29 protein-coding genes are annotated in these 20994 nt (G+C 74.2%); 20 read left to right on the top strand and 9 right to left on the bottom strand.

Annotation, left to right across the window (positions count from 1 at the left end; genetic code table 11):
* Window positions 1-30 precede the first annotated feature (30 nt).
* The 7 genes from PKE85_RS06400 to PKE85_RS06370 are packed head-to-tail and all read right to left on the bottom strand — an operon-like array spanning window position 31 to window position 6395.
* Complete coding sequence (locus PKE85_RS06400; protein WP_271203943.1) at window positions 31-1314, bottom strand: hypothetical protein; 1284 nt, start codon at window positions 1312-1314, stop codon at window positions 31-33.
* Complete coding sequence (locus PKE85_RS06395) at window positions 1314-2150, bottom strand: tetratricopeptide repeat protein (RefSeq protein ID WP_271203942.1); 837 nt, start codon at window positions 2148-2150, stop codon at window positions 1314-1316. The genes PKE85_RS06400 and PKE85_RS06395 overlap by 1 nt, the downstream gene beginning before the upstream one ends.
* Window positions 2147-3076, bottom strand: a complete 930-nt coding sequence (locus tag PKE85_RS06390; RefSeq protein ID WP_271203941.1) for a VWA domain-containing protein — start codon at window positions 3074-3076, stop codon at window positions 2147-2149. The genes PKE85_RS06395 and PKE85_RS06390 overlap by 4 nt, the downstream gene beginning before the upstream one ends.
* The gene (locus tag PKE85_RS06385; protein ID WP_271203940.1) at window positions 3073-4032 is read right to left on the bottom strand and encodes a VWA domain-containing protein; all 960 of its coding nucleotides are present in this window, start codon (window positions 4030-4032) and stop codon (window positions 3073-3075) included. The genes PKE85_RS06390 and PKE85_RS06385 overlap by 4 nt, the downstream gene beginning before the upstream one ends.
* Before the next feature lie 5 nt (window positions 4033-4037).
* A complete protein-coding gene (locus tag PKE85_RS06380; RefSeq protein WP_271203939.1) occupies window positions 4038-4493 on the bottom strand; it encodes a DUF4381 family protein in 456 nt (151 codons plus the stop codon).
* Window positions 4480-5373, bottom strand: coding sequence for a DUF58 domain-containing protein (locus PKE85_RS06375; RefSeq protein ID WP_271203938.1), 894 nt, complete (start codon window positions 5371-5373; stop codon window positions 4480-4482). The genes PKE85_RS06380 and PKE85_RS06375 overlap by 14 nt, the downstream gene beginning before the upstream one ends.
* Before the next feature lie 14 nt (window positions 5374-5387).
* On the bottom strand, window positions 5388-6395 hold the full coding sequence (locus PKE85_RS06370; RefSeq protein ID WP_428981319.1) for an AAA family ATPase: 1008 nt from the start codon (window positions 6393-6395) through the stop codon (window positions 5388-5390).
* A gap of 248 nt (window positions 6396-6643) precedes the next feature.
* Here PKE85_RS06370 and gnd point away from each other — a divergent pair, with 248 nt between their 5' ends.
* A complete protein-coding gene (gene gnd / locus PKE85_RS06365; protein ID WP_271203937.1) occupies window positions 6644-7648 on the top strand; it encodes a phosphogluconate dehydrogenase (NAD(+)-dependent, decarboxylating) in 1005 nt (334 codons plus the stop codon).
* 263 nt (window positions 7649-7911) lie between these two features.
* Here the strand turns inward: gnd and trxA are convergent, their stop codons facing one another.
* Window positions 7912-8232: a thioredoxin gene (trxA, locus tag PKE85_RS06360; protein WP_271203936.1), complete on the bottom strand. Its 321-nt coding sequence runs from the start codon at window positions 8230-8232 to the stop codon at window positions 7912-7914.
* A gap of 268 nt (window positions 8233-8500) precedes the next feature.
* On the opposite strand from trxA, the gene PKE85_RS06355 reads away from it, so the two are divergent.
* The 5 genes from PKE85_RS06355 (at window position 8501) to PKE85_RS06335 (ending at window position 12559) form a co-directional block, all read left to right on the top strand.
* Complete coding sequence (locus tag PKE85_RS06355; RefSeq protein ID WP_271203935.1) at window positions 8501-8971, top strand: hypothetical protein; 471 nt, start codon at window positions 8501-8503, stop codon at window positions 8969-8971.
* Entirely contained in the window at window positions 8910-10241 is a 1332-nt protein-coding gene (locus PKE85_RS06350) for a DNA-packaging protein (RefSeq protein WP_428981318.1), read from the top strand. The genes PKE85_RS06355 and PKE85_RS06350 overlap by 62 nt, the downstream gene beginning before the upstream one ends.
* Window positions 10242-10456: 215 nt before the next feature.
* Window positions 10457-11611 (top strand): phage portal protein, encoded by a 1155-nt coding sequence (locus PKE85_RS06345; protein ID WP_271203933.1) that lies wholly within the window; start codon window positions 10457-10459, stop codon window positions 11609-11611.
* Between the two features lie 182 nt (window positions 11612-11793).
* Window positions 11794-12006 carry a hypothetical protein gene (locus PKE85_RS06340; protein ID WP_271203932.1) on the top strand — a complete coding sequence of 71 codons (213 nt, stop codon included), beginning with the start codon at window positions 11794-11796 and terminating at the stop codon, window positions 12004-12006.
* Window positions 11993-12559 carry a helix-turn-helix transcriptional regulator gene (locus PKE85_RS06335; RefSeq protein WP_271203931.1) on the top strand — a complete coding sequence of 189 codons (567 nt, stop codon included), beginning with the start codon at window positions 11993-11995 and terminating at the stop codon, window positions 12557-12559. Before PKE85_RS06340 ends, PKE85_RS06335 begins: the two co-directional genes overlap by 14 nt.
* 55 nt (window positions 12560-12614) lie before the next feature.
* Here PKE85_RS06335 and PKE85_RS06330 read toward each other — a convergent pair whose 3' ends face one another.
* Window positions 12615-13106 carry a metal-dependent hydrolase gene (locus PKE85_RS06330; RefSeq protein WP_271203930.1) on the bottom strand — a complete coding sequence of 164 codons (492 nt, stop codon included), beginning with the start codon at window positions 13104-13106 and terminating at the stop codon, window positions 12615-12617.
* Between the two features lie 122 nt (window positions 13107-13228).
* On the opposite strand from PKE85_RS06330, the gene PKE85_RS06325 reads away from it, so the two are divergent.
* From PKE85_RS06325 to PKE85_RS06260, 14 genes are all read left to right on the top strand, one after another.
* Complete coding sequence (locus tag PKE85_RS06325; RefSeq protein WP_271203929.1) at window positions 13229-13792, top strand: HK97 family phage prohead protease; 564 nt, start codon at window positions 13229-13231, stop codon at window positions 13790-13792.
* Window positions 13789-15057, top strand: coding sequence for a phage major capsid protein (locus PKE85_RS06320; protein WP_271203928.1), 1269 nt, complete (start codon window positions 13789-13791; stop codon window positions 15055-15057). Before PKE85_RS06325 ends, PKE85_RS06320 begins: the two co-directional genes overlap by 4 nt.
* A 78-nt stretch (window positions 15058-15135) precedes the next feature.
* Window positions 15136-15342 (top strand): hypothetical protein, encoded by a 207-nt coding sequence (locus PKE85_RS06315; protein WP_271203927.1) that lies wholly within the window; start codon window positions 15136-15138, stop codon window positions 15340-15342.
* Window positions 15339-15731 (top strand): DUF2335 domain-containing protein, encoded by a 393-nt coding sequence (locus tag PKE85_RS06310; RefSeq protein ID WP_271203926.1) that lies wholly within the window; start codon window positions 15339-15341, stop codon window positions 15729-15731. Before PKE85_RS06315 ends, PKE85_RS06310 begins: the two co-directional genes overlap by 4 nt.
* 283 nt (window positions 15732-16014) lie before the next feature.
* A complete protein-coding gene (locus PKE85_RS06305; RefSeq protein ID WP_271203925.1) occupies window positions 16015-16548 on the top strand; it encodes a head-tail connector protein in 534 nt (177 codons plus the stop codon).
* Window positions 16545-16880 (top strand): head-tail adaptor protein, encoded by a 336-nt coding sequence (locus PKE85_RS06300; RefSeq protein WP_271203924.1) that lies wholly within the window; start codon window positions 16545-16547, stop codon window positions 16878-16880. Before PKE85_RS06305 ends, PKE85_RS06300 begins: the two co-directional genes overlap by 4 nt.
* Window positions 16877-17293: a DUF3168 domain-containing protein gene (locus PKE85_RS06295; RefSeq protein ID WP_271203923.1), complete on the top strand. Its 417-nt coding sequence runs from the start codon at window positions 16877-16879 to the stop codon at window positions 17291-17293. The genes PKE85_RS06300 and PKE85_RS06295 overlap by 4 nt, the downstream gene beginning before the upstream one ends.
* A 14-nt stretch (window positions 17294-17307) precedes the next feature.
* Complete coding sequence (locus PKE85_RS06290) at window positions 17308-17718, top strand: phage major tail protein, TP901-1 family (protein ID WP_271203922.1); 411 nt, start codon at window positions 17308-17310, stop codon at window positions 17716-17718.
* A gap of 13 nt (window positions 17719-17731) precedes the next feature.
* On the top strand, window positions 17732-18118 hold the full coding sequence (locus tag PKE85_RS06285) for a gene transfer agent family protein (protein WP_271203921.1): 387 nt from the start codon (window positions 17732-17734) through the stop codon (window positions 18116-18118).
* Complete coding sequence (locus PKE85_RS06280; protein ID WP_271204084.1) at window positions 18115-18288, top strand: phage tail assembly chaperone; 174 nt, start codon at window positions 18115-18117, stop codon at window positions 18286-18288. Before PKE85_RS06285 ends, PKE85_RS06280 begins: the two co-directional genes overlap by 4 nt.
* A gap of 3 nt (window positions 18289-18291) precedes the next feature.
* Window positions 18292-18834, top strand: coding sequence for a phage tail tape measure protein (locus PKE85_RS06275; RefSeq protein WP_271203920.1), 543 nt, complete (start codon window positions 18292-18294; stop codon window positions 18832-18834).
* A gap of 205 nt (window positions 18835-19039) precedes the next feature.
* Window positions 19040-19669: a DUF2460 domain-containing protein gene (locus PKE85_RS06270; RefSeq protein ID WP_271203919.1), complete on the top strand. Its 630-nt coding sequence runs from the start codon at window positions 19040-19042 to the stop codon at window positions 19667-19669.
* Window positions 19670-19679: 10 nt separating this feature from the next.
* Window positions 19680-20552 (top strand): DUF2163 domain-containing protein, encoded by an 873-nt coding sequence (locus PKE85_RS06265; RefSeq protein WP_271203918.1) that lies wholly within the window; start codon window positions 19680-19682, stop codon window positions 20550-20552.
* Window positions 20545-20991, top strand: coding sequence for an NlpC/P60 family protein (locus PKE85_RS06260; RefSeq protein WP_271203917.1), 447 nt, complete (start codon window positions 20545-20547; stop codon window positions 20989-20991). Before PKE85_RS06265 ends, PKE85_RS06260 begins: the two co-directional genes overlap by 8 nt.
* Window positions 20992-20994 lie beyond the last annotated feature (3 nt).

The raw sequence follows: 20994 nt of genomic DNA, 5'->3' as shown, positions 1-20994 counted from the left end.
CACGGTCCTGCAATCAGCCCGCCGCGGCGGTCAGCGCTTCGCGGACCGGCCGTCGAGCGGAGGCAGACCGGAGGGCGGGGCGGCGTCCGGCCGCGATGCGCGCCACGCGCGGCCGATCGCGCGGGCGAGGCCGTTCAGATCGGGCGCCGGCTCGTCCGCCGGCCCGAACAGACGGCGGTCGAGGGCCGACAGCGCCGCGCGCGCCTCCGGATCCTCCCGCCACCGGCGGGCGCGGGCCGGATCGTGGCGGGAGAGGGCGCTCACCGCCGCCCGGACGCCGGCCGCGTCGCTCCGGCGCGCGGCCCGGCGCAGGGCGCGCAACGCCTGAGGTTCGCGTTCGGGCAGGAGCCGCGGCGCGCCCCCGGCGCGCCACAGCAGCAGCGCGACGCCGAACGCGAAGGATAGCGCCAGCGCCCCCGCCGCCGCCAGCATGGGCGCCGCCGCGCGCTTCGCGGGCGCGGGCTCGCCGCTTCCATCCGCGGCCCAGGCCATGCGCCGGGCCGGGATCACCGCCTCCCGCATCTTGCGAGCCGTCGTGTCGAACCACGGAATGCGGATTTCCTGCACGGTGGCGGGGTAGGCGGTGGTCGGCCGCGCCTCCCAGGAATAGGTCACCTGCGACACCGGCCCGCTCGGGGTGATGCGCGTCTCCCGGCTGGTGGGGCCGAGGAAGCTGATCACGCCCGGCGACAGCAGCTTCGGAGTCGGAGGCAGCATGTCGGCGGGCGCGCCGTCGGCGGTCACCGTCACGGTGCGGGTCAGGGTCTCGCCGCGGGGAACGCGGTCAGGGTCGCCGGACCAGGCGTCGCGCACCGTCACCGAGCGCGCGGGCAGCCACCAGCCTTGCGGGTCGTCGGGCCCGCCGGGGCCGCTCCAGGCCGCGACCTTCAGCTCCACGGGCTTGGAGCGCACCTCGATCTCCCGGCGTTCCGCTCCGTCCACCACCTTCAGCCGGTGGACGAACGGCCCGATGGTGAGCGTCCCCGAGCGGCTGGGATAGACCGCGATCACGCGGGTGAACTCGCGCTTGGCGTAGCCGTCCTCCTCGATCACCCGCACCGCGTCCTGGCCGAGCTCCGACCAGGCGAAATCCACCAGCTCGGGCTGGATCAGCTTCGACTGGTTGATCAGCGGACGGTAGACGCCGCGGATGCGCAGCAGCACCAGCTCGCGGGGATAGGGCGCGGGTCCGTTCAGCAGCGGCGTCACCTCCAGCCGCGCGTCGTCGAACACGGACGGATCGGCCCGGGCCGGCCCGGAAACGAGCGCAAGGCCCGCCATGAGAGCCAGCAGGAAGCCCGCGAGCCGCGCCATCACCACGCCTCCGTGCCGGCGGGGGCCGCCACGCCGCGCTCCGCCCGGCGGGCGCGCTCGGCCGCGAGTCTGAGCTTCAGATAGCGGCCGGGATCATCGGCGAGCGTGCGCAGCCACTGCACGCTGGGGCTCACCGCCTGCTGCTCATGGCTGCGGCGCAGCTTCAGCGCCGGCTGCTCCATCTGCTGGGCGACGGGCGCCTGCTCGCCGCCGGTGCGGCCGGCGCCCTCCGCCGCCCCTATGGAGCCGCGGGCCGCTTCGCGTTCGTCGGAGATGCGGCTCTGCTCGGCGCGGCCCGCCCGCGTCACCTGGCTGCCGCCGGGGGACTGCGCCTCCCGGCCGCTGTCGCGGTCGCCGGCCATGCCTTCGCCGGTGGAGTTGACGTCGTTTTCGGCGTCGGTCGGGGCCTCGCCGCCGCGCTTCTGCTTGGCGGCTCGGGCGTTGGCGCCGTTGCGGGCGTCGCGCTCCACCCGTTCGCGCTTCGCCTTGGCGGCCTCCACCAGCGCGAGGTTGTGGCGGGCGTCGTCGTCGTTGGGGTTGAGGAACAGCGCCTCGTTCAGGGCCGCCTCGGCCTCGTCCAGCCGTCCGGCGCGGGCGAGCGCGGTGCCGCGGTCGTAGGTCGCGCCGGCGAAACGGCGGCCCTCGAACAGCTCCGCCGCCTCGTCGAAGCGGCCTTGCGCGAAGGCGACCGCGCCGGCCCAGTCCGGCCCGTCCAGCAGCGGCGCGGCGAGGCCGGGAAGACCGGCGTGGTGGAGCGCGAGGCCGATCCGGGCGCGGGGATCGGCGGCGACCAGCGCGGCCACGACGAGAGAGAGGAGAAGCAGCGGCCGGATCATCCGCTCCTCCGGAACAGGAGAAGGACGGGGGCGCAGGCGAACAGCAGCAGCGCGCGGCCGAGATCGAGCCAGACGATGGAGGAGAACAGGCCGGGGCCAAGCCGCTCCGCGGCGCTTCGCGAAAGCCGCTCCAGCGCCGGCGCGGGCGCCTCAACCGTTGCGGCGACGCCCCCGCCGGCCGCGGCCAGCGCGTCGAGCGCGGCCCGCCCGTCCTCGCCCTCCCGGCGGGGGGCCTGCGGCGCGGGCTTCACGTAGAGCGTGCTGAGCGCATGGCCGTCGGCGGCGAGCGCCCGCGCCTCGCTCTCCGCGCCCTCGTCCAGCCCGCCGCCGTCGCTGACCAGCGCCACGTCGCCGCCGAGCGCGCCCGCCTGCCGGAGCGTGGCGCGGGCGAGCGCCAGCGCGGCGGTGGGGGCGGTGCCCACATCCGGAACGGTGTCGCCGTCGAGCGAGGAGATCAGGGTTTCGAGCGCGCGGTGGTCGCTGGTGAGCGGAGCGGCGAGATAGGCGTCGCCGGCGTAGACGATCACCGCCGCCTGCCGCGAGCCCGCGGCCTGCACCGCCGAGAAGGCGGCGAGCCGGGCGTCCGTGAAGCGGGGGCTCTCCGTGACCGAGCGCGACAGGTCCACGATCACCACCGCCACGTCGAGGTTGCGGAAGGTCTCGGCCCCGGGCCGCTCGATGGCGGGGCCGGAGAGCGCAAGCGCGATCGCCGCGCAGGCCAGGGCGGCGGGCAGCGCGCCGCGCCCCCGGCCGGCGACCACCGCGCCCCGGCGGGCGAGCGCCGCGAACAGATGCGGGTCCACCGCCTTGCGCCAGTCGTCGACGCCGGCCGCCCGGCGCACGGCCACGACCCCGAGCGCCGCGGCCGCCGGCAGCGCCAGCAGCCACCAGGGCCGCAGCAGGGCGAAGGCGTCGAACTCGATCATCCCGCCCTCCGCCGCGCCAGCACGCTCATGGCGGCGGCGAACAGCGCCAGCGCCGCCGGCCAGGGCCACAGCTCCCGCCACAGCGGCGCGGCGGGGGCGAGCGTGCGGGTGGGCTCGATCTCGTCGATGGCGTCCATCGCCTGCTTCAGGTCCTCGGTGGCTCGCACCCGGAAAAAGCGCCCGCCGCTGATGTCGGCGATCGCCTTCAGCGCCTCGGCGTCCACCACGTCCGGGTCATAGCCCTGAACCTCCGTGGTCTCCTTCGGCCCCATGGCGATGGTGTGCACCCGCACGCCGATCTGCTTCGCGAGCCGGGCCACGTCCTTGGGCAGCGCCGCGCCGGCGTTGTTGGCGCCGTCCGACAGCAGCACCGCCACCCGTGACCGGCCGGGCGCGTCGGCGAGGCGGCGCAGCGCGAGGCCGAGGCCTTCGCCGATGGCGGTGGAGCGGCCCGCGAGCCCGATGGCCGCCGAGTCGAAGGCCTGCGCCACCGCCTCCACGTCGTAGGACGGTTCGGCGGCCACGAACGCCCGGTCGGCGTAGACCACCAGACCCACGCGGTCTCCCGCCCGGCCGCGCACGAAGCGCGCGCCCAGCGTCCGCACCACGTCGAGCCGCCGGGCGACGGCGCCGTCGAGCGCGAAATCCCGCCGCTCCATGCTGCCGGACAGGTCGAGCGCCACCATCAGGTCGCGTCCGGTGGTGGGCAGCGCGCTCGCCGGCAGCACCGTGCGCGGGCCGGCCAGCGCCGCGAGCAGCGCGATCCACGCGATCCAGGCCCAGAGATGCAGCCTCCGGCCGGGACGGCCGGCGGTGGAGGTCTCAGCCGCGCCGCCGACCACCGTGCCCGGCACCTTCAGCGCGCCGGCGACCCGCGCGTCCGGCCGCGCCAGCCACATCACCAAAAAGGGCAGGGGCAGCAGCACGGCCACGTAAGGGGTCGCGAAGTCCCACATCGCCGTCACCGGGGCAGCCGGGCGAGCAGCAGGCGCAGCCGCGCGTCGAGCTCGGCATCGTCCCGCGCTGCGTCGCGGGCGTAGAGCCCGTCCCCGAACACCCGGCCGGGGCCGGCGGAGAACAGATCGCCGCCGAACAGCCGGTCGAGCGTTGCGGCCCAGTCCGCGCCGTGGGCGGCGGCGGCGGCGTCGCCGGCCTGCGCCCGCGTCACCCGGCGGAGCAGCGCGGCCTGCGCGGCGCGCCGTTCAGGCGGCGGCAGCGCCAGCGTCTTGTCGAAGGCGGCGAGCGCCGCGGCGCGGAGCGCCGGCCTCGGCCGCATCAGCCGGCGCAGGAGCAGCGAGGCCGCGAGCGCAAGCGCCAGCCCGAGCGCGACCGCCAGCCAGACGTCGCTCCAGAAGGGGACATCCAGCGGCGGCAGATGCAGGCCCCGCAGGCCGTCGAGCTCGTCAGCGGGCGGCATCGAGGGCCTCCAGCTCCGGCGCGGCGCGCTCGGGCGCCCATCCGGCGTCGAGCGTCACCACCGGCACGCTCAGCGCCCTGAGCCGCTCCACCCGCGGATCGGCGGCCCGGTTCGCGCGGGGCGCGAGCCAGCCGCGCCGGCCCTCGCGGGTGAGAAAGGCGAGCGCGCCGCGGGGAGGATCCGCCTCGAAGGCGTCGGCGATCAGCGCCACGGTGACGGCGACGCGGTCGAGGGCGGCGCGGATCACGTCGTCGAAGCGGGGGCCGGGAGTGTCGAGGCCGGTGGCGAGCGCCAGCCGTCCGCCACGGGGAAGTGCCGCGGCGGCGGTCTCCAGCGCGGCGTCGAGCGGCGGGTCGTCCCGGTCGGATTCGGCCAGGGCGCGGGCGTGGGCGGCGGCCATGGCGCCCGCCACCGCCGTCATGGCGCGTTCGCCGCCTTTGGGACGCACATAGACCGGATCGCCGGAGGTCAGGCACAGCGCGCCGACCCGGCCGCCCTCTTGAACGGCCCGCCAGCCGAGGATGGCGAGCGCCTCGGCGCCGGCGATGGAGCGGAAGGCGCGGCGGGTGCCGAACAGCATGGCGGGGCGGAAGTCCGCCACCAGCAGCGCGGCCCGCTCCCGCTCGTCCCGGAAGGTGCGGACGTGCGGCTCGCCGGTGCGGGCGGTGGCGTGGCGGTCGATGTGGCGGATGTCGTCGCCGTCGGTCCAGGGCCGCACGTCGTCGATCTCGCTGCCGCGCCCCCGGCGGCGGGTGACGACGCCGCCGGGACGGGCGATGAGGCGGCGCGAACCGGGCGCGCCGCGCCGTCCGGCCAGATGCTTCAGGCCGAGCAGCGCGCCCGCGTCCAGATCGACGCCCGGAACCAGGTCCGTCTCCATGCCGCGCCGCCGGTCTAGAGCGGCCGGACGGCGTCGAGCAGGACAGGCACCAGATCCCGCGCCGTGCGGCCGTCGGCGGCGGCGCGCCAGGTCAGCACCAGACGGTGGGCCAGCGCGTCGGCGGCGAGCTCCGCCACGTCGTCGGGCGTGCCGTGGTCGCGGCCCTTAAGATAGGCGCGGGCCTTCACGGCGGCGGCGAGCGCCAGCGTGCCGCGGGGCGACACCGGATGCTCGATCGCCCGCCGCGCCTCCGGCGCGACCTCCATGCTGCGGGTCGCGGCCACGATGCGGACGATGTAATCCTTTAGCGCGGGCGACAGATGGGTCGCCGCCGCGTCCCGCCGCGCGCGGCGCACCTCGTCGGCCGTCAGCCTGAGCGGCATGGCCTGCTCGCCGGCGAGGGTCTCCCGCTCCACCAGATCGAGGATCAGCCGCTCGGAGGCCGCGTCGGGAAGGCCCACGATCACATGCAGCAGGAACCGGTCGAGCTGCGCCTCGGGCAGCGGGAAGGTGCCTTCGTGCTCGATGGGGTTCTGGGTCGCCACCACCATGAACGGGTCGGGCAGGGCGTGGGTCGCGGCGCCCGCGGTCACCTGCCGTTCGGCCATGGCCTCCAGCAGCGCCGACTGCACCTTGGGCGGGGCGCGGTTGATCTCGTCCACCAGCACCAGCGAGTGGAACAGCGGACCGGCCAGAAATTCGAACCGGCCCTGGTCGGGCCGCCACACCGTGGCGCCGGTGAGGTCCGCCGGCATCAGGTCCGGCGTGCACTGGATGCGGGCGAAGGAGGCGTCGAGCCCCGCCGAGAGCCGCTTCACCGCCCGCGTCTTGGCGAGGCCCGGCGCGCCCTCCACCAGCACATGGCCGCCGGCGAGCAGGCCGATCAGCAGCCGCTCCACCAGCGCGCCGGCGCCGATCAGCCCGTCCTCCAGCGCGCGACGCAGCTCCGAGACGCGGTCACGCAGGACCGGATCGGGCGCGGACGGCGCGGCGGCGGAAGTCTCCAGGCGATGCGCCGTCACGCGGCGGCGCCTGCGCGAAGCCCAAAGGCGGACCGACTCAAGCTCATGCGCTCTCCCTCAGTCATGCGTTCTCCCTCATTTTCTTATTATTCTGACGTTTTTACGTTTCCGATCTCGCCCATTCGCGCCGCCGCCGTCAATCCCGTTTGTCGGCCGTCGCATGCCCGCTCTGCGCGGGCGCGGGACTGGACTGAGCGGCTGCGAGACGTATCTGCTGCGGCGAACCGAAATGGACAGCGGACGACGTCATGCAGATCGGAGTGGTCGGCCTCGGCCGAATGGGCGGAAACATCGCGCGGCGGCTGATGGACGACGGCCACGCCGTGGCGGCGCATGACGTGAACGCCGAGGCGACCGCCGCGCTCGCCGCCGACGGCGCCACGCCGGCGGACTCGCTCGCCGCTCTGGTGGCGGCGCTCGCGGCGCCGCGGGCGGTGTGGGTCATGCTGCCGGAAGGCGACATCACCGCCAGGGCCGTGGCGGAGCTTGGCGGGTTGCTGTCGCCGGGCGACGTGGTGATCGACGGGGGCAACAGCTTCTACAAGGACGACGTGCGGCGCGCGAAGGAGCTGTCCGGGCGCGGCGTGGTCTATCTCGACGTGGGCACCTCGGGCGGCGTCTGGGGCCGGGAGCGGGGCTACTGCCTGATGATCGGCGGCGAGGAGGAGGCGGTGCGCCGGCTGGACCCCATCTTCGCAACCCTCGCGCCGGGGCGGGGCGAGGTGGCGCCGTCGCCCGGCCGCGAGGGCCGCGACCCGCGGGTGGAGCAGGGCTACATGCATTGCGGCCCCGCCGGCGCCGGCCATTTCGTGAAGATGGTGCACAACGGCATCGAATACGGCCTGATGCAGGCCTACGCCGAGGGCTTCGACATCCTGCGCGGCAAGGGTTCGGAGGAGCTGCCGGAGGACCGCCGCTTCCACATCGACGTGGCGGACGTGGCCGAGCTCTGGCGCCGCGGCAGCGTGGTGTCGTCCTGGCTGCTGGACCTCACCGCCTCGGCGCTGGCCGCCGACCCCAGGCTCGAGGGCTTCGAGGGGCGGGTGGCGGACTCGGGCGAGGGGCGGTGGACCATCGAGGCCGCCATCGAGCAGGCGACCCCGGCGGACGTGCTGGCCGCCGCTCTGTTCGCGCGGTTCCGCTCGCGGGTCGATCACCCGTTCTCGGATCGGCTGCTGTCCGCCATGCGGTTCCAGTTCGGCGGCCACAAGGAGGCCCCGTCCGGCGGCGAGGTCTCGAAGTCGCGGACCTGAGGACCGTCAGGGCGCCGCTCAGGGCCGGCGTTTCGCCCTGTCGCGTCCGTCAAAAAGCAGCGGCGCGCCCTGAGCCGCCGCAGGAGCGCGCCGTGATCGTTAAAGTCTGTCTGGACATTCGTGTCTGACGTCATGTCCGAGCCTGGCCACCGGGCATGACGTCAATTCAAATCGCCCGCTGCGGCCATTTCCGAACCCGCTTTCAGGTCCCGGCCCATGGCCGGGACCTCGCGGGCCTCGTCGCCCGATCGGGCCTGCGGTCTTCAGACCGAGGTTTCGATCCAGCTCACCAGCTTGGACTTCGGAGCCGCGCCGCGCTGAGTGGCGACATGCTCGCCGCCCTTGAACATCATCAGCATGGGAATGGCGCTGATGCCGAAGCGGGTGGCGGTGGCGGGGTTCTCGTCCACGTTCAGCTTCACGATCTTCACCTTGCCGGCGAGCTCGTCCGAGATTTCCTCCAGCGCCGGCGCGATCGCCCGGCAGGGGCCGCACCATTCGGCCCAGAAATCCACCACCACGGGTTCGGCCGACTGCAGCACTTCGGCCTCGAAAGTCGCGTCGGAAACCTTTCCGGTCGCCATGAGAGCATCCTCACATTCGTCGCGGGCTCAAAGGGAATCGTGCGCGGAGGAGCCGCGCCCGGCGCCCGCCGGGGTCGCGGCGAACGTAGGAACCGCGACCCACAGCGTCAAGCGAGCGGAGCGGCGTGGCGCACGGGGAGCTTTCAGCTAAAAATCCTAAATAGGAAAATAAGCATTGACAGCGTGACGCTGCTCGGGTAGGTTTCTCCCATGCTCCACAGTTGCGCTCATGAAGCGGCGGGGGGCGCGAACGGCGGGAGGGCGTGAAATGACCGGACCCAAGCCTCCCGCTCCGCACGCCTCTCCCGAGGTCTTCGCCGAAGCCCGCCGCCTCTACGAGACCACGCAGCTCTCGCAGGTCGAGATCGGCCGCCGGCTCGGCCTCTCCCGGCACGCGGTGGCCCGCAGGGCGAAGCGCGAGGCCTGGACCCGGCCGTTCGACGCCGCGCGGCGGCGCACGCTGATCCGGGGCCTGCGCCGCTCCGTGGACGCGGAGGTCGCCAAGGCCGAGAGGCTGTTCGCCTCCGGCGACGACGGCGCCGCCGGGGAGGCGGCGGGCAAGGCCGCACGGACGCTGTCGAGCCTTGTGCGCTCGCTGCGGGAGCTTGCGAAATTCGACGAGGAGAGCGCGGGTGGCGCCGGAGAGCCTGACGCTGACGGGTCCCTGCGCGACGCGGATGAGTTCCGCGCGGCGCTTGCGGAGCGCCTTGAGCGGCTGCGACGCGAGCGCGGCGAGTGAGTTCCTAAGCGCGCTGTCGCCCGCGGACGGCGCGAAGCTTCACGGCGACTGGGCGGTGTGGGCGCGGGACGACCAGCTTCCGCCGCAGGGCTTATGGACCACCTGGCTGATGCTGGGCGGCCGCGGCGCCGGCAAGACCCGCGCCGGCGCCGAATGGGTGCGGGGGCTGGCGCTCGGCCTCGACGGATTCTCGGCGCGGCCGGTGGGCCGCATCGCGCTGGTGGCGGAGACCTACGCCGACCTGCGCGAGGTGATGATCGACGGCGTGTCCGGCCTCATCGCCGTGCATCCGCGCGGCGAGCGGCCGGTCTACGAGCCGAGCCGCAAGCGCCTCGTCTGGCCGAACGGCGCGGTGGCGCAGGGGTTTTCGGCGGAAGACCCGGAGGCCCTGCGCGGGCCGCAGTTCGAAGCCGCCTGGTGCGACGAGATCGCCAAATGGCGCCGCCCGCAGGAGACCTGGGACATGCTGCAGTTCGGCCTTCGCTTGGGCGCCCGCCCCCGCCAGATGGCGACCACCACGCCCCGCGCCACGCCGCTGCTGAAGCGGCTGCTGGCCGATCCGTCGGTGGCGGTGACGCGGGCCGCGACCCGCGACAACGCCGCGAATCTGGCGCCGAGCTTTCTTGAGGCGGTGGTCGGCACCTACGCCGGCACGCGGCTCGGCCGGCAGGAGCTGGACGGCGAGCTGCTGGAGGAGCGCGAGGACGCGCTCTGGACCCGCGAGGCCATCGAGCGCGCCCGCGTCGATGCGGCGCCGGACCTCGCCCGCATCGTGGTGGCGGTGGACCCGCCGGCCGGCGGCGGACGCCGCTCCGACGCCTGCGGGCTGGTGGCGGCGGGGCTTGGCGTCGACGGCCGGGCCTATGTGCTCGCCGACGACACCGTGCCCGCGCCCCGACCGGAGCTGTGGTCCGCCCGCGCCGTGGCGCTGTGGCGGCGGCTTCAGGCCGACGCGCTGGTGGCGGAGGTGAACCAGGGCGGCGACATGGTGCGGGCGGTGATCGCGCAGGTGGACGACGGCGTTCCCGTGGTCGCGGTGCGCGCCACCCGCGGCAAGTGGCTGCGGGCCGAGCCGGTGGCGGCGCTCTACGCGCAAGGGAAGGTGCGCCATGTGGGCGCCTACCCGGCGCTGGAGGACGAGATGGCCGCCTTCGGCCTCGACGGCCTCGCCAACGGCCGCTCGCCCGACCGGGTGGACGCGCTGGTCTGGGCCGTCACCCATCTCATGCTCGGCGCGAAGGGCCGCGGGCCCCGCGTGCTGTCGCTGTGACAGCGCGCATTCGGAGACGGCCGAAGCGCGGCGATCGAAGCCGCCGTCATGCCCGGCGAAGCCGTGTATCCATGACTTCTGGCGCGACAAAAGCTTGACCGTTCAAGTCGTGGATGCCCGACGACCAAGATCGGGCATGGCGGCGAGAAAGGTTGTCCGGGCGGCTTCGAAGTCGTTCCGGTCTTCGACACTTCCTTCCCGCCGTGAGGGGCGCCATGGCTTTCGGCTTGTCACGTCTGTTCCGCCCCCGCGTGGAGCGTAAATCCTTCAACGGGCTGGTCGCCTTCTCGGGCGGCGGCGCGGCGCGCTGGAGCGGGCGCGACCCTTCGAGCCTCGCCCGCGAGGGCTATGAGCGCAATCCGGTCTGCCACCGGGCGGTGCGCATGGTGGCGGAGGCCGCCGGCGGCGTGCCGCTGCTGCTGTTCGACGGCGCGCGGGAGCTGGACGAGCACCCGCTGAAGCGCCTGCTCGCGCGGCCCAACCCCCGTCAGGGGCGGGCGGGGCTGATCGAGGCCGTGGTCTCGCATCTGCTGATCTCCGGCGACGCCTATCTGGAGGCGGTCGCCGTGGAGGGCGAGCCGCGGGAGCTGCACGCGCTGCGGCCGGACCGCATGCGGGTTCTGGCCGGGCCGGACGGCTGGCCGGAGGCCTACGAGTACCGCGTGGGCGCTGAGGTCTCGCGCTTCGACCAGCGGGCGGAGCCCGCGCCGCCGATCCTGCACCTGACGCTGTTCCACCCGCTCGACGACCATTACGGCCTCAGCCCCATGGCGCCGGCGGCCGCCGCGCTCGACCTGCACAACGCCGCCACCGCCTGGAACAAGGCGCTGCTCGACAACGCCGCGCGGCCCTCCGGCGCGCTGGTCTATTCCGGGCCGGAGGGGACCGGCCTGTCCGACGACCAGGTGGAGCGGCTGAAGGAGGAGCTGGAGGCCCAGTTCTCCGGCGCCGCCAACGCCGGCCGCCCGCTGCTGCTGGACGGCGGGCTCGACTGGAAGCCGCTGTCGCTGTCGCCGCAGGAGATGGATTTCCTCGCCGCAAAGAACGGCGCCGCGCGGGAGATCGCGCTCGCCTTCGGCGTGCCGCCCATGCTGCTGGGCATTCCGGGCGACGCCACCTACGCCAACTACCAGGAGGCGAACCGGGCGCTGTGGCGCCAGACCGTGCTGCCGCTGCTCGGCCGCGTGGCCCAGAGCCTCGCCCACTGGCTTGGCCCCGTCTGGGGCGGCGACCTCCGCCTCGAGCCCGATCTGGACGCCGTGGAGGCGCTGGCCCCCGAGCGCGAAGCCCTGTGGCGCCGCGTGACCGAGGCCGACTTCCTCACCGACGACGAGAAGCGCGCCGCGGTGGGCTACGGCGCGGCGGGGTGAGGGCGGGCGCGACATTTCTGGTCGCGATCCGATCCGGAGCCTTGCAACTGTTGCGCGATTTCGATCTCGTTAACCCATACCTAACCTTTTGAGCGGCTAGGATGATGGTGTGTTGACATATGTTAGCGCAGCGATAGGTTCCGGGGGCGCTTTTGTCTAGGCCGCGCCATCCGGACAAGCATGTGGAGGCCGCCGTCGCCTATGCCGAAGCCAAGGGCTGGACGTGGCGCAAGATGGGGCATTGGGGACGACTGTTCTGCGCTCATGCGGATCGGGATGGCTGTCGGGTTGGCGTGAACGGCACGCCGCGCGTGCCTTTCCATCACGCCGAGCAGATCAGGCGGGCGGTGGATCGCTGTCCGCACGACAGGGAAAGCAACGATGAAGACCTATGAGTTCAGCGTCGTCGCATCCGGGTTGGACCCAGAGGACGACGCGTTCGAGCAGCGCTTCTACGACGTTGGCTGCGACGACGCGACGATCTCGTTCCAGCGCGGCCGCATCATTCTGGATTTCGCACGCGAGGCGGAGAGCTTCGATCATGCCTTGGCGTCCGCGATCGTCGCCGTGCGCGCGGCGGGCGCACGGGTGATCCGGATCGAGCCCGATCCGCTGGTCAGTCTCGCCGACATCGCGGCGCGCGTGGGGATGTCCCGCGCCGCCATGACGCAATACGCTAAAGGGCAGCGCGGCCGCGGCTTCCCGGCGCCGGCGGTCAAGGTGACGTCCGAAAGTCCTCTTTGGGACTGGGCGAGCGTGAGCGCCTGGCTTCTGGCGCAGGACAAGGTCGAGCCGCAACAGGTGGTCGAGGCGGAACTGCTGAAGCGCGCCAACGAAATGCTGGCCGGATCGAACGACGCCCTTCGTGACAGCTTGGGCGAACTGGCGGCGGCCCACGCGCCGCGTCTCGCCAGCGGCGATGACGAGGCGGCGAAAAAGGTCGCCTGACGCGGGCGAAAGGCTTCGAACGTTACCCGTCGCGCGTCAGCGCGGCCGGCCCTGCTCAGGGAGTGGGCTGACGCCGACGGGCGAGCCAGAGCGCGGCGGCGACGGCGCAGATGGCGAGTTCGATCAGGAACGTCCAGTGCAGCAGGAAGCTAACGATCCAGTTCGGATGGATCGCCGGTACGCGCGCCAGCTCCACCGTCGCGTCGCTGAAGGGCGCGAGCCACGTCATGGGCGCGGCCACGCTGTCGAGCGCCATATGCAGCAGCACGGCTGCCGCGAACGCCATGGCCGCCGGCCGCCAGCGCGGCCGAAACGCCGACGTGGCGGCGATCAGGACGGCGGACACGGCCGCCCAGAATAAGGGCCAGTGGGTGACGAAGGCGTGGTGATGTGTCCGGCCGCCGTCTGCGAGATGGAACCAGAGCATGTCCACGTCCGGCAGGACCGAACCGACGAGCGCCGCCGCGAGCACGCCTCGGACGCTCGGACATGCCCGCTGTCCGAGCGCGCCGACCACATAGCCTGAAGGCAGGTGCGCGATGAGCATGGCGAATCCCCGAAAGAGCGATGGAGCCAACGAGCCTGCCGAATGCGGCTTTTCCGGCTCGTCGCCGCGCTGAAGCGCAGCCATTCCGCCTGACGCAACCGAAACGACGGAATCTCAATCCCATGACCCAGATCGCAGGCCCGGCGCGTTCGCTCGCGCCGGAACGGAAGCGGCTGCCGTTCGCGGCGGCGGTGGCGGAGGACGGGCGCGTGTCCGGCTACGCCAGCCTGTTCGGCGTGGTCGATCTCGGCCGCGACGTGGTGGCGCCCGGCGCCTTCTCAGGCAGCCTCGAACGCCGCGGCGCGAACGGCGTGCGGTTCCTGTTCCAGCACGATCCGGCCGAGCCCATCGGCGCCTGGGAGCGCATCGCGGAGGACGCCCGCGGTCTGCGGGTCGAGGGGCGGCTGAACCTCGCCGTCGCCCGCGCCCGGGAGCTGCGCGCGCTGCTGCGGCAGGGCGCGCTCGACGGGCTCTCCATCGGCTTCCGCCCGGTGCGAGCGGCCCGCATGGCCGGCGGCGTGCGCCGGCTGGTGGAGATCGACCTGTGGGAGATCTCCATCGTCACCTTTCCCATGCTGCCCGGCGCCCGCGTCGGCGCGGCCAAGGCGGGGCGCCTCGCCGCCGCCCATCGTCTCCGCCCTGCCGGGCGGCCCTTCCTCCCCACGACCCGAGGCCTGACCCGATGACCTTCGACGCCCTCCGTTCGCCCGAAACCAAGGCCGTGGACGGCCCGCCCACCAGCCTCGACGTGGTGGGCGCCTTCGACGACTTCATGCGCGCCTTCGAGGCGTTCAAGGAGACCAATGACGAGCGCCTGGCCGAGATCGAGCAGCGGCTGTCGCCCGACGCGGTGACCACCGAGAAGCTCGCCCGGCTGGACGAGGCGCTGGACCGCCAGCGCCGGCTGGTGGACGAGCTGGCGCTGAAGGGCCGCCGTCCGGCGCTCGCAGGCGCGGAGGAGGGCGCCCGCCCGGAGGCGCGGGAACGCCGGGGCGCCTTCGACGCCTATGTGCGCCGAGGGGACGCCGGGCGTTACGGCGCGCTGGAGGCCAAGGCGCTGGTGGCCGGAACCGACGCCCAGGGCGGCTATCTCGCCCCCGACGAGACCGAGCGCGAGATCGGCCGCCGGCTGGCGGAGGTCTCGCCCATCCGCGCCATCGCCACGGTGCGCGCCATGACCGGCTCGGTGTTCCGCAAGCCCTTCGCCACCGAGGGCTTCGCGTCGGGCTGGGCGGCGGAGACCGCGGCCCGCGCCCAGTCCGCGACGCCCGCGCTGGACGAGCTCGCCTTCCCGGCCATGGAGCTGTTCGCCATGCCGGCGGCGACCCAGACCCTGCTGGACGACGCCGCGGTCGATCTCGACCAGTGGATCGCCGAGGAGGTGGAGACCGCCTTCGCCGAGCAGGAGAGCGTCGCCTTCGTCACCGGCGACGGCGTCACCCGGCCGCAGGGCTTCCTGACCCCGGCCAAGGTCGCCAATTCCGCCTGGGAGTGGGGCAAGATCGGCTACGTGCCTACCGGCGCCGCGGGCGCCTTCGCGGCCTCCCACCCCTCCGACGCGCTGCTGGATCTGGTCTACGCCCTGCGCTCCGGCTACCGGCGCGAGGCGCATTTCGTGCTGAACCGCCGCACCCAGGCGGCGGTTCGCAAGCTGAAGGACGCGGACGGACGCTATCTTTGGGAAGCCCCCGCCGCCGCCGGCGCGCCGGCCACGCTGATGGGCTTCCCCATCGCCGAGGCCGAAGCCATGCCCGACATCGCCGAGAACGCCCACGCGATCGCCTTCGGCGACTTCCGCCGCGGCTATCTGGTGGCCGACCGCATCGGGGTGCGCATCCTGCGCGATCCCTTCACCGCCAAGCCCTACGTGCTGTTCTACACCACCAAGCGGGTGGGCGGCGGCGTGCAGGACTTCGACGCCATCAAGACGCTGCGCTTCGCCGCGAGCTGACGCGCGGCGGGACCGGGGTTTTTGAAACGGACCCCGGTCTCCATATCGACGCCTGGGATCGTCAAAGGACACGACGCCATGACCATCTCCCGTCCCCTCAAGGCTCCGTCCCGCAAGGCGCTCATCGGCCGCGCGCTCGGCAGCCTCGTGGATCTGCGTCCGGCCCGCATCGCGGCGTCGCCCTCGGTCTCGCGCTCCGACGCCGCGGCGCTGCGCGGCGACTGGGAGCGGCTTGGCCGCGACCTGCGCCGCGCCATCGCGAAGACCACGACCCGTAAGGAATGACGGGCGAAGAGCCGGGGCCGGGCGGGCTCGCCTCCGCTTCGCCGAGCCGCGTCTCCCTCGCTTATGAGGAGAGCTGGTCCGGCCCGCTGCCGCCGGCGCGCGAACTGCGGTCTTACGACGGACTGGTGGCGGGCGGCGCCGAGCGCATCTTCCGCCAGTTCGAGGCCGAGGCGGAGCACCGCCGCGGTCTCGACAGCTTCGCCCTCGCGGAAGACGCGGCCGAGCGCCGGCGCGCCCAATGGGCCGCTGGCCTGTTCGCCTTCGGCGCCCTCGCCGTCGGGGCGTTCGCGCTGCATCTCGGCGCGCACGGCGTCGCGGCCATCGTGCTCGGGACCACGCTCGTCGGCGTGATCGGCGCGTTCCTGTACCGGGAAGCCAGGAGCGGGTAGGCGCCCGGCGACCGCCCCGAAACGCAACCCGATTGTCATGCCCGCGCGGAGCGCGGGTATCCACGACTTTTCGCAGGGCGAAAGCTTGACCGCCCAAGTCGTGGATGCCCGATGACCAAGCTCGGGCATGACGACGCTTTTCACATGTTCCCGATGACGCTTGGCGCGCCGAGGCGTCGCAGCGCTCCGCGCATTTTCATGACCTCGCGTCCTTTCCCTCGCGTGCGACCGCCGCCGCGCCTTCCGGGCGGGCCGCCGTCGCGCGCCCTTGAGGCTCACCCCCATGCCCGCCGTTCTCCTGACCGCGCCTGCGGCCGAGCCCCTCGGCCTTGCGGACGCGAAGGCTTTCCTGCGCCTCGACCATGACGACGAGGACGCGCTGGTTCTCGGCCTCATCGCCGCGGCCCGCGCCGAGGTGGAGCGCCTGACGCGCCGGGTGCTGGTGGCCCAGCGCTGGCGGCTGGACGCTCCGGTCCCGCCGCCGGGCGGCGCCGTGATCCTGCGGCCGCGCCCGGTGCGGGAGGTGGAGGCGGTCCGCTTCCGCGCCCGCGACGGGACGCTGACCGCGCTCGATCCCGCCGACTGGCGGTTCGACTGGGCGTCCGAGCGGCTGGAGATCCTGCGGGTCACGCCCGAGGCGCGGGTCGTCGAGATCGACCTCGCTTGCGGCTATGGCGATCCGGAGGACGCGCCGGAGTCGCTGCGGCTCGCGCTGCGGCGTCTGGTGGCCGACGCCTATGAGCGCCGCACCGGCGCCGACGGGCCGCGGGCCGACGTGGCCGATCTGATCGCGCCCTACCGGGACCTGAAGCTGTGAGCGCGGCGGTGCTGTCCTTCTCCGCGCTGCGCCGCCGGGTCGCGCTCGAGCGGCCGGACGACGCCCCCGACGAGGCGGGCGGCGTGACGCGCGGCTTCGCGCCGCTCGCGGTGGTGTTCGCCCGCGTCGAGCCGGTCGCGGCGGAGGAGGTCCGCCGCGGCGCGGCGCTCGGCCTCGCCAAGCTCTGGCGGGTCGTCATCCGCGCCCGGGGCGACGTCACCGGCGGCTGCCGGGCGGCGTGGAGCGGCCGCGCCTTCACCGTGCTCTCGGCGCGCTGCCTCGACGCCGACGGCCGGTTCGAAGAGCTGCTGTGCGAGGAGCTGACGCCATGACCATCGCCTCCGCCGCGCTGGCGCTGCGGGCCGCCGTCGTGCAGCGCCTCGCCTCCGACGCGACGCTTTCCGCGCTGCTCGGCGGTGCCCGCGTCCATGACGAGCCGCCTCGCGCCGCGCTGCCGCCCTACGTGGTGCTGGCGGCGGTGGAGAGCTCCGACGTCTCGGGCGATCTCGCGCCCGCCGCCGAGCACCGGCTGACGCTGGAGGTGTGGTCGCGCCAGGGCGGGCTCGCCGAGGCGCTGAAGGCCGCCAACCGCGTGGTCGACCGTCTCGACGGCGCCGCTCTGGCGCTCGACGGCTGGCGGCTCGTGGACCTCTCCTGGCGCTTCACCCGCGCTGAGCGGGTGGACGCCGCGGGCCTGCGCAGGGCCGAACTCCTGTTCCGCGCCGTCACCGAACCCCTCGACTGAAGGACTGCGATTCCATGGCCATCCAGAAGGGCAAGGACCTGCTCGTGAAGGTCCAGAACGCGCCGGGCGTGTTCGTCACGGTGGCGGGGCTGCGCTCCCGCGCGCTGTCGTTCAACGCCGAGACGGTGGACGTCACCCATGCGGAGAGCGCCGGCCGCTGGCGCGAGCTGCTGGCGGGCGCCGGCGCGAAACGGGCGAGCGTGGCCGGGACCGGCGTGTTCCGGGACGAGGCCTCGGACGCGCTGGTGCGCGGCCTGATGTTCGACGGCGCGATCGAGACCTTCCAGATCGTGATCCCGGATTTCGGGCGCGTGGAGGGGCCGTTCCAGGTCACGGGCCTCGAGTTCAAGGGCGACCACGCCGGCGAGATGACCTTCGATCTGGCGCTGGAAAGCGCCGGCGCGCTCGCCTTCACCGCCGCCTGAGGGAGGCTGTCCCATGCCCGTGAACCGCCGCCGCGGCGAGGTGGAGGCCGTGTTCGACGGCCGGCCTCATCGTCTGGTGCTGACGCTTGGCGCGCTCGCCGAACTGGAGGACGCCTTCGGGGTCGCCGATCTGGTGGCGCTGGCCGAGCGCTTCGAGCACGGCCGCCTGTCCGCCCGCGACGCCGCCCGCATCCTGGCGGCGGGCCTGCGCGGCGGAGGGACCGAGATCGACGAGGCCGGCGCCGCCCGCCTCACCCATGACGACGGCGCCGCCGGTTTCGTGCGGGTGGTGGCGGAGCTGCTGGCCGCGACCTTCGGCGGCGGTGATGGCGGCGGCGGGGAGGGCGCGGCCGAGGCCGCCGGCCCTTTGGCCCGCGCGCCTTCCCCTGGGACGAGCTGACCGCCTTCGGCCTCGGACGCCTCGGCCTCGCGCCGGACGCCTTCTGGCGCGCCACGCCGAAGGAGATCGCGGCCGCCGCCCGCGCCTTTCGCCCGCCCGCCGGCCCCCCGGCCATGGGCCGCGCCGATCTCGCCGCGCTGATGGCGCGCTTCCCCGATCAGGAGACCTGAGCCATGGCTGACGACCCGATCGCGATCTCCGTGGACACCACCGGCTTCCGGCGCGAGATCGCGGAGGCGGACCGGCTGACCCGCGGCTTCGGCCGCGCGCTGGGAGCCGCGCTCGAAGGCGGCGTGGTCAAGGGTCGTTCGCTCACCGACGTGCTGCGGGGGCTGGGCTCCCGCCTGTCGCAGCTCGCGCTGCAGAGCGCGCTGAAGCCGGTGGAGAACACGCTGGGCTCGCTGTTCTCGAACCTGACGCAGAACCTGTTCGCCGGCGTCACGCCCTTCGCCAAGGGCGGGGTGCTGGCGTCTCCCACAGTGCTGCCCAACGGCGGCGCGGGGCTGGCGCTCGCCGGCGAGGCGGGGCCGGAAGCGGTGCTGCCGCTCGCCCGCGGCGCGGACGGACGCCTCGGCGTGGCCGCGTCGGGCGGGGCGCGGGCCGCGCCGATCACCGTGAACATCGCGACGCCCGACGTCGAGAGCTTCCGCCGCGCCGAGGGCCAGCTCACCGCGACCCTCGCCCGCGCCGTCGCCCGCGGCCAGCGGGGCCTGTGAGGCGGTCGAGGGAAGGCCCCTCGCCCGGAGGGCTTCGCCCTCCGACCTTTCCCAGGACGGGGAGAGGTGAGCGCGGGATGCCGCATGTGAGCCGTCGACAATGTTCAGCGCGCGGTCGCCGCCGCTTGACCTCTCCCCGGCCGGGGAGAGGTCGGCGCGAAGCGCCGGGTGAGGGGGCTTTGAACGGCCCGCAGGAGCGCTTTCCATGACCGCCTTTCACGACGCGCTGTTTCCCACCGACATCGCCCGCGGCGCGCGGGGCGGGCCGGAGCGGCGCACCGAGATCGCCACGCTCGGCTCCGGCTTCGAGGAGCGCAACGCCGTCTGGGCCCATTCCCGCCGGCGGTGGGACGCGGGGCTCGGCGTGCGCACGCTGGCGCAGCTCGCCGCCGTGGTCGCCTTCTTCGAGGAGCGGCGCGGCCGGCTTTACGGCTTCCGCTTCCGCGACCCGCTCGACCACGCCTCCGCGGCGCCGGGCGTGGGCGTCGCCGCCACCGACCAGGTGATCGGGACCGGCGACGGCGCCGCGACCCGGTTCCCGCTCGTCAAGACCTACGGCGGCGCCTTCGCGCCCTACCGCCGGCCGATCCCGAAGCCGGTGGCGGCGAGCGTGCTCGTGGCGGTGAACGGCGTCGCCACCACCGCCTTCTCGGTCGACGCCGCCGACGGCGCGGCGATGCTGGACATGGCCCCGCCCGCGGGCGCCGTCGTCTCCGCCGGTTTCCGCTTCGACACGCCGGTGCGCTTCGACGCCGACCGGCTGGAGATCGACCTCGCCGCGTTTCAGGCCGGAGCCATCCCCTCCATCCCCCTGATCGAGATCCGGCTCGCGTGAGGACAAGGCCATGAGGGACATCCCGGCGCCGATGGCGGCCGCGCTCGCGTCTGGCGTCACCACCTTCGCCCGCTGCTGGCGGCTGGAAAGGCGCGACGGCGTCGCGCTCGGCTTCACCGACCACGACGAGGACATCGCCTTCGGCGGCGATCTCTACCGCGCCGCGAGCGGCATGAGCGCCTCGGCGGCGTCGTCCGCGCTCGGCCTCGCCGCCGGCGGGCTCGACGTGGTGGGCGCGCTGGACGACGCCGCGCTCACCGAGGCCGATCTCGCCCGCGGGCTCTATGACGGCGCCGAGGCGCGGCTTTATCTGGTGGACTGGCGCGATCCGGCCTCCCGGCTGCTGCTGTTCAGGGGCGCGCTCGGCGAGATCGCCCGCGAGCGCAGCCTGTTCACCGCCGAGCTGCGCTCCGTGGCGCACGCGCTGCAGCAGCCGCAGGGGCGGCTCTACCAGCGCGCCTGCGACGCCGCGCTCGGCGACGCCCGCTGCGGGATCGACCTGTCGCTTCCCCTCCACCGGGCCGAGGGCGTGGCGGCGGCGGTGACCGGCGCGCGGGGCTTCAGCGCGGCGGCGCTCGCCGGGCGCGGCGACGCCTTCGCGCGCGGCCGGCTGGTCTGGACCTCCGGCGCCAACCGGGGCGCCGCGGCGGAGGTGCGCGCGCAGGACGGCGCCGCCGTCGAACTCGCGGAGACGCCGCCCATGGCGATCGCGCCGGGCGACGGCTTCACCGTCACCGCCGGGTGCGACAAGACCTTCGCCACCTGCCGCAAGCGGTTCGGCAATCAGGTGAATTTTCGCGGATTTCCCCTGATGCCCGGCAACGACTGGCTGGCCCAGCCCGCCCGCTCCGACGGCGACAACGACGGCGGCCGTCGTGGCTGAGATCGCGCCGGATCGCGTGGTGGCGGCCGCGCGGGGCTGGATCGGCACGCCCTACCGCCATCAGGCGAGCCTGCGCGGCGCCGGCGCGGACTGCCTGGGGCTGGTGCGCGGGCTGTGGCGCGAGCTGGTCGGGCCGGAGCCCGAACCCCCGCCGCCCTACGCCCGAAGCTGGGCGGAGGACGGCGCGCCGGACCTGCTGATCGACGCCGCCCGGCGCTGGCTGGCTGCGGCCCCGCCGGGCGGGATCGTCCCCGGCGACGTGCTGCTGTTCCGCCTGAAGCCCGGCGGCCCCCCGCGCCATGCGGGCGTCGCCTGCGGGCCGGACCGCATGATCCACGCCTATGACGGCCACGGCGTGGTGGAGACGCCCGTCGCCCCCGCCTGGCGCCGCCGCCTCGCCGCCCGCTTCCGCTTTCCGGAGTCGTCGTTCGACGTCTGAAGG

It is taken from the genome of Methylopila jiangsuensis (genome assembly GCF_027922305.1).
In the GTDB taxonomy this organism is placed as follows: Bacteria; Pseudomonadota; Alphaproteobacteria; order Rhizobiales; family Methylopilaceae; genus Methylopila; species Methylopila jiangsuensis.
This window is presented reverse-complemented; position numbering and strand designations above follow the sequence as displayed.

Bases quoted from the DNA above. Each gene is read 5' to 3' on its own strand.
- PKE85_RS06385 (WP_271203940.1), bottom strand. From the start codon at position 4,032: ATGTGGGACTTCGCGACCCCTTACGTGGCCGTGCTGCTGCCCCTGCCC.
- PKE85_RS06330 (WP_271203930.1), bottom strand. From the start codon at position 13,106: ATGCTCATCGCGCACCTGCCTTCAGGCTATGTGGTCGGCGCGCTCGGA.
- PKE85_RS06265 (WP_271203918.1), top strand. From the start codon at position 19,680: ATGAGGGACATCCCGGCGCCGATGGCGGCCGCGCTCGCGTCTGGCGTC.
- PKE85_RS06395 (WP_271203942.1), bottom strand. From the start codon at position 2,150: ATGATCCGGCCGCTGCTTCTCCTCTCTCTCGTCGTGGCCGCGCTGGTC.
- PKE85_RS06320 (WP_271203928.1), top strand. From the start codon at position 13,789: ATGACCTTCGACGCCCTCCGTTCGCCCGAAACCAAGGCCGTGGACGGC.
- PKE85_RS06375 (WP_271203938.1), bottom strand. From the start codon at position 5,373: ATGGAGACGGACCTGGTTCCGGGCGTCGATCTGGACGCGGGCGCGCTG.
- PKE85_RS06295 (WP_271203923.1), top strand. From the start codon at position 16,877: ATGACCATCGCCTCCGCCGCGCTGGCGCTGCGGGCCGCCGTCGTGCAG.
- trxA (WP_271203936.1), bottom strand. From the start codon at position 8,232: ATGGCGACCGGAAAGGTTTCCGACGCGACTTTCGAGGCCGAAGTGCTG.
- PKE85_RS06355 (WP_271203935.1), top strand. From the start codon at position 8,501: ATGACCGGACCCAAGCCTCCCGCTCCGCACGCCTCTCCCGAGGTCTTC.
- gnd (WP_271203937.1), top strand. From the start codon at position 6,644: ATGCAGATCGGAGTGGTCGGCCTCGGCCGAATGGGCGGAAACATCGCG.
- PKE85_RS06390 (WP_271203941.1), bottom strand. From the start codon at position 3,076: ATGATCGAGTTCGACGCCTTCGCCCTGCTGCGGCCCTGGTGGCTGCTG.
- PKE85_RS06285 (WP_271203921.1), top strand. From the start codon at position 17,732: ATGCCCGTGAACCGCCGCCGCGGCGAGGTGGAGGCCGTGTTCGACGGC.
- PKE85_RS06315 (WP_271203927.1), top strand. From the start codon at position 15,136: ATGACCATCTCCCGTCCCCTCAAGGCTCCGTCCCGCAAGGCGCTCATC.
- PKE85_RS06350 (WP_428981318.1), top strand. From the start codon at position 8,910: ATGAGTTCCGCGCGGCGCTTGCGGAGCGCCTTGAGCGGCTGCGACGCG.
- PKE85_RS06325 (WP_271203929.1), top strand. From the start codon at position 13,229: ATGACCCAGATCGCAGGCCCGGCGCGTTCGCTCGCGCCGGAACGGAAG.
- PKE85_RS06305 (WP_271203925.1), top strand. From the start codon at position 16,015: ATGCCCGCCGTTCTCCTGACCGCGCCTGCGGCCGAGCCCCTCGGCCTT.
- PKE85_RS06290 (WP_271203922.1), top strand. From the start codon at position 17,308: ATGGCCATCCAGAAGGGCAAGGACCTGCTCGTGAAGGTCCAGAACGCG.
- PKE85_RS06335 (WP_271203931.1), top strand. From the start codon at position 11,993: ATGAAGACCTATGAGTTCAGCGTCGTCGCATCCGGGTTGGACCCAGAG.
- PKE85_RS06310 (WP_271203926.1), top strand. From the start codon at position 15,339: ATGACGGGCGAAGAGCCGGGGCCGGGCGGGCTCGCCTCCGCTTCGCCG.
- PKE85_RS06345 (WP_271203933.1), top strand. From the start codon at position 10,457: ATGGCTTTCGGCTTGTCACGTCTGTTCCGCCCCCGCGTGGAGCGTAAA.
- PKE85_RS06270 (WP_271203919.1), top strand. From the start codon at position 19,040: ATGACCGCCTTTCACGACGCGCTGTTTCCCACCGACATCGCCCGCGGC.
- PKE85_RS06380 (WP_271203939.1), bottom strand. From the start codon at position 4,493: ATGCCGCCCGCTGACGAGCTCGACGGCCTGCGGGGCCTGCATCTGCCG.
- PKE85_RS06275 (WP_271203920.1), top strand. From the start codon at position 18,292: ATGGCTGACGACCCGATCGCGATCTCCGTGGACACCACCGGCTTCCGG.
- PKE85_RS06400 (WP_271203943.1), bottom strand. From the start codon at position 1,314: ATGGCGCGGCTCGCGGGCTTCCTGCTGGCTCTCATGGCGGGCCTTGCG.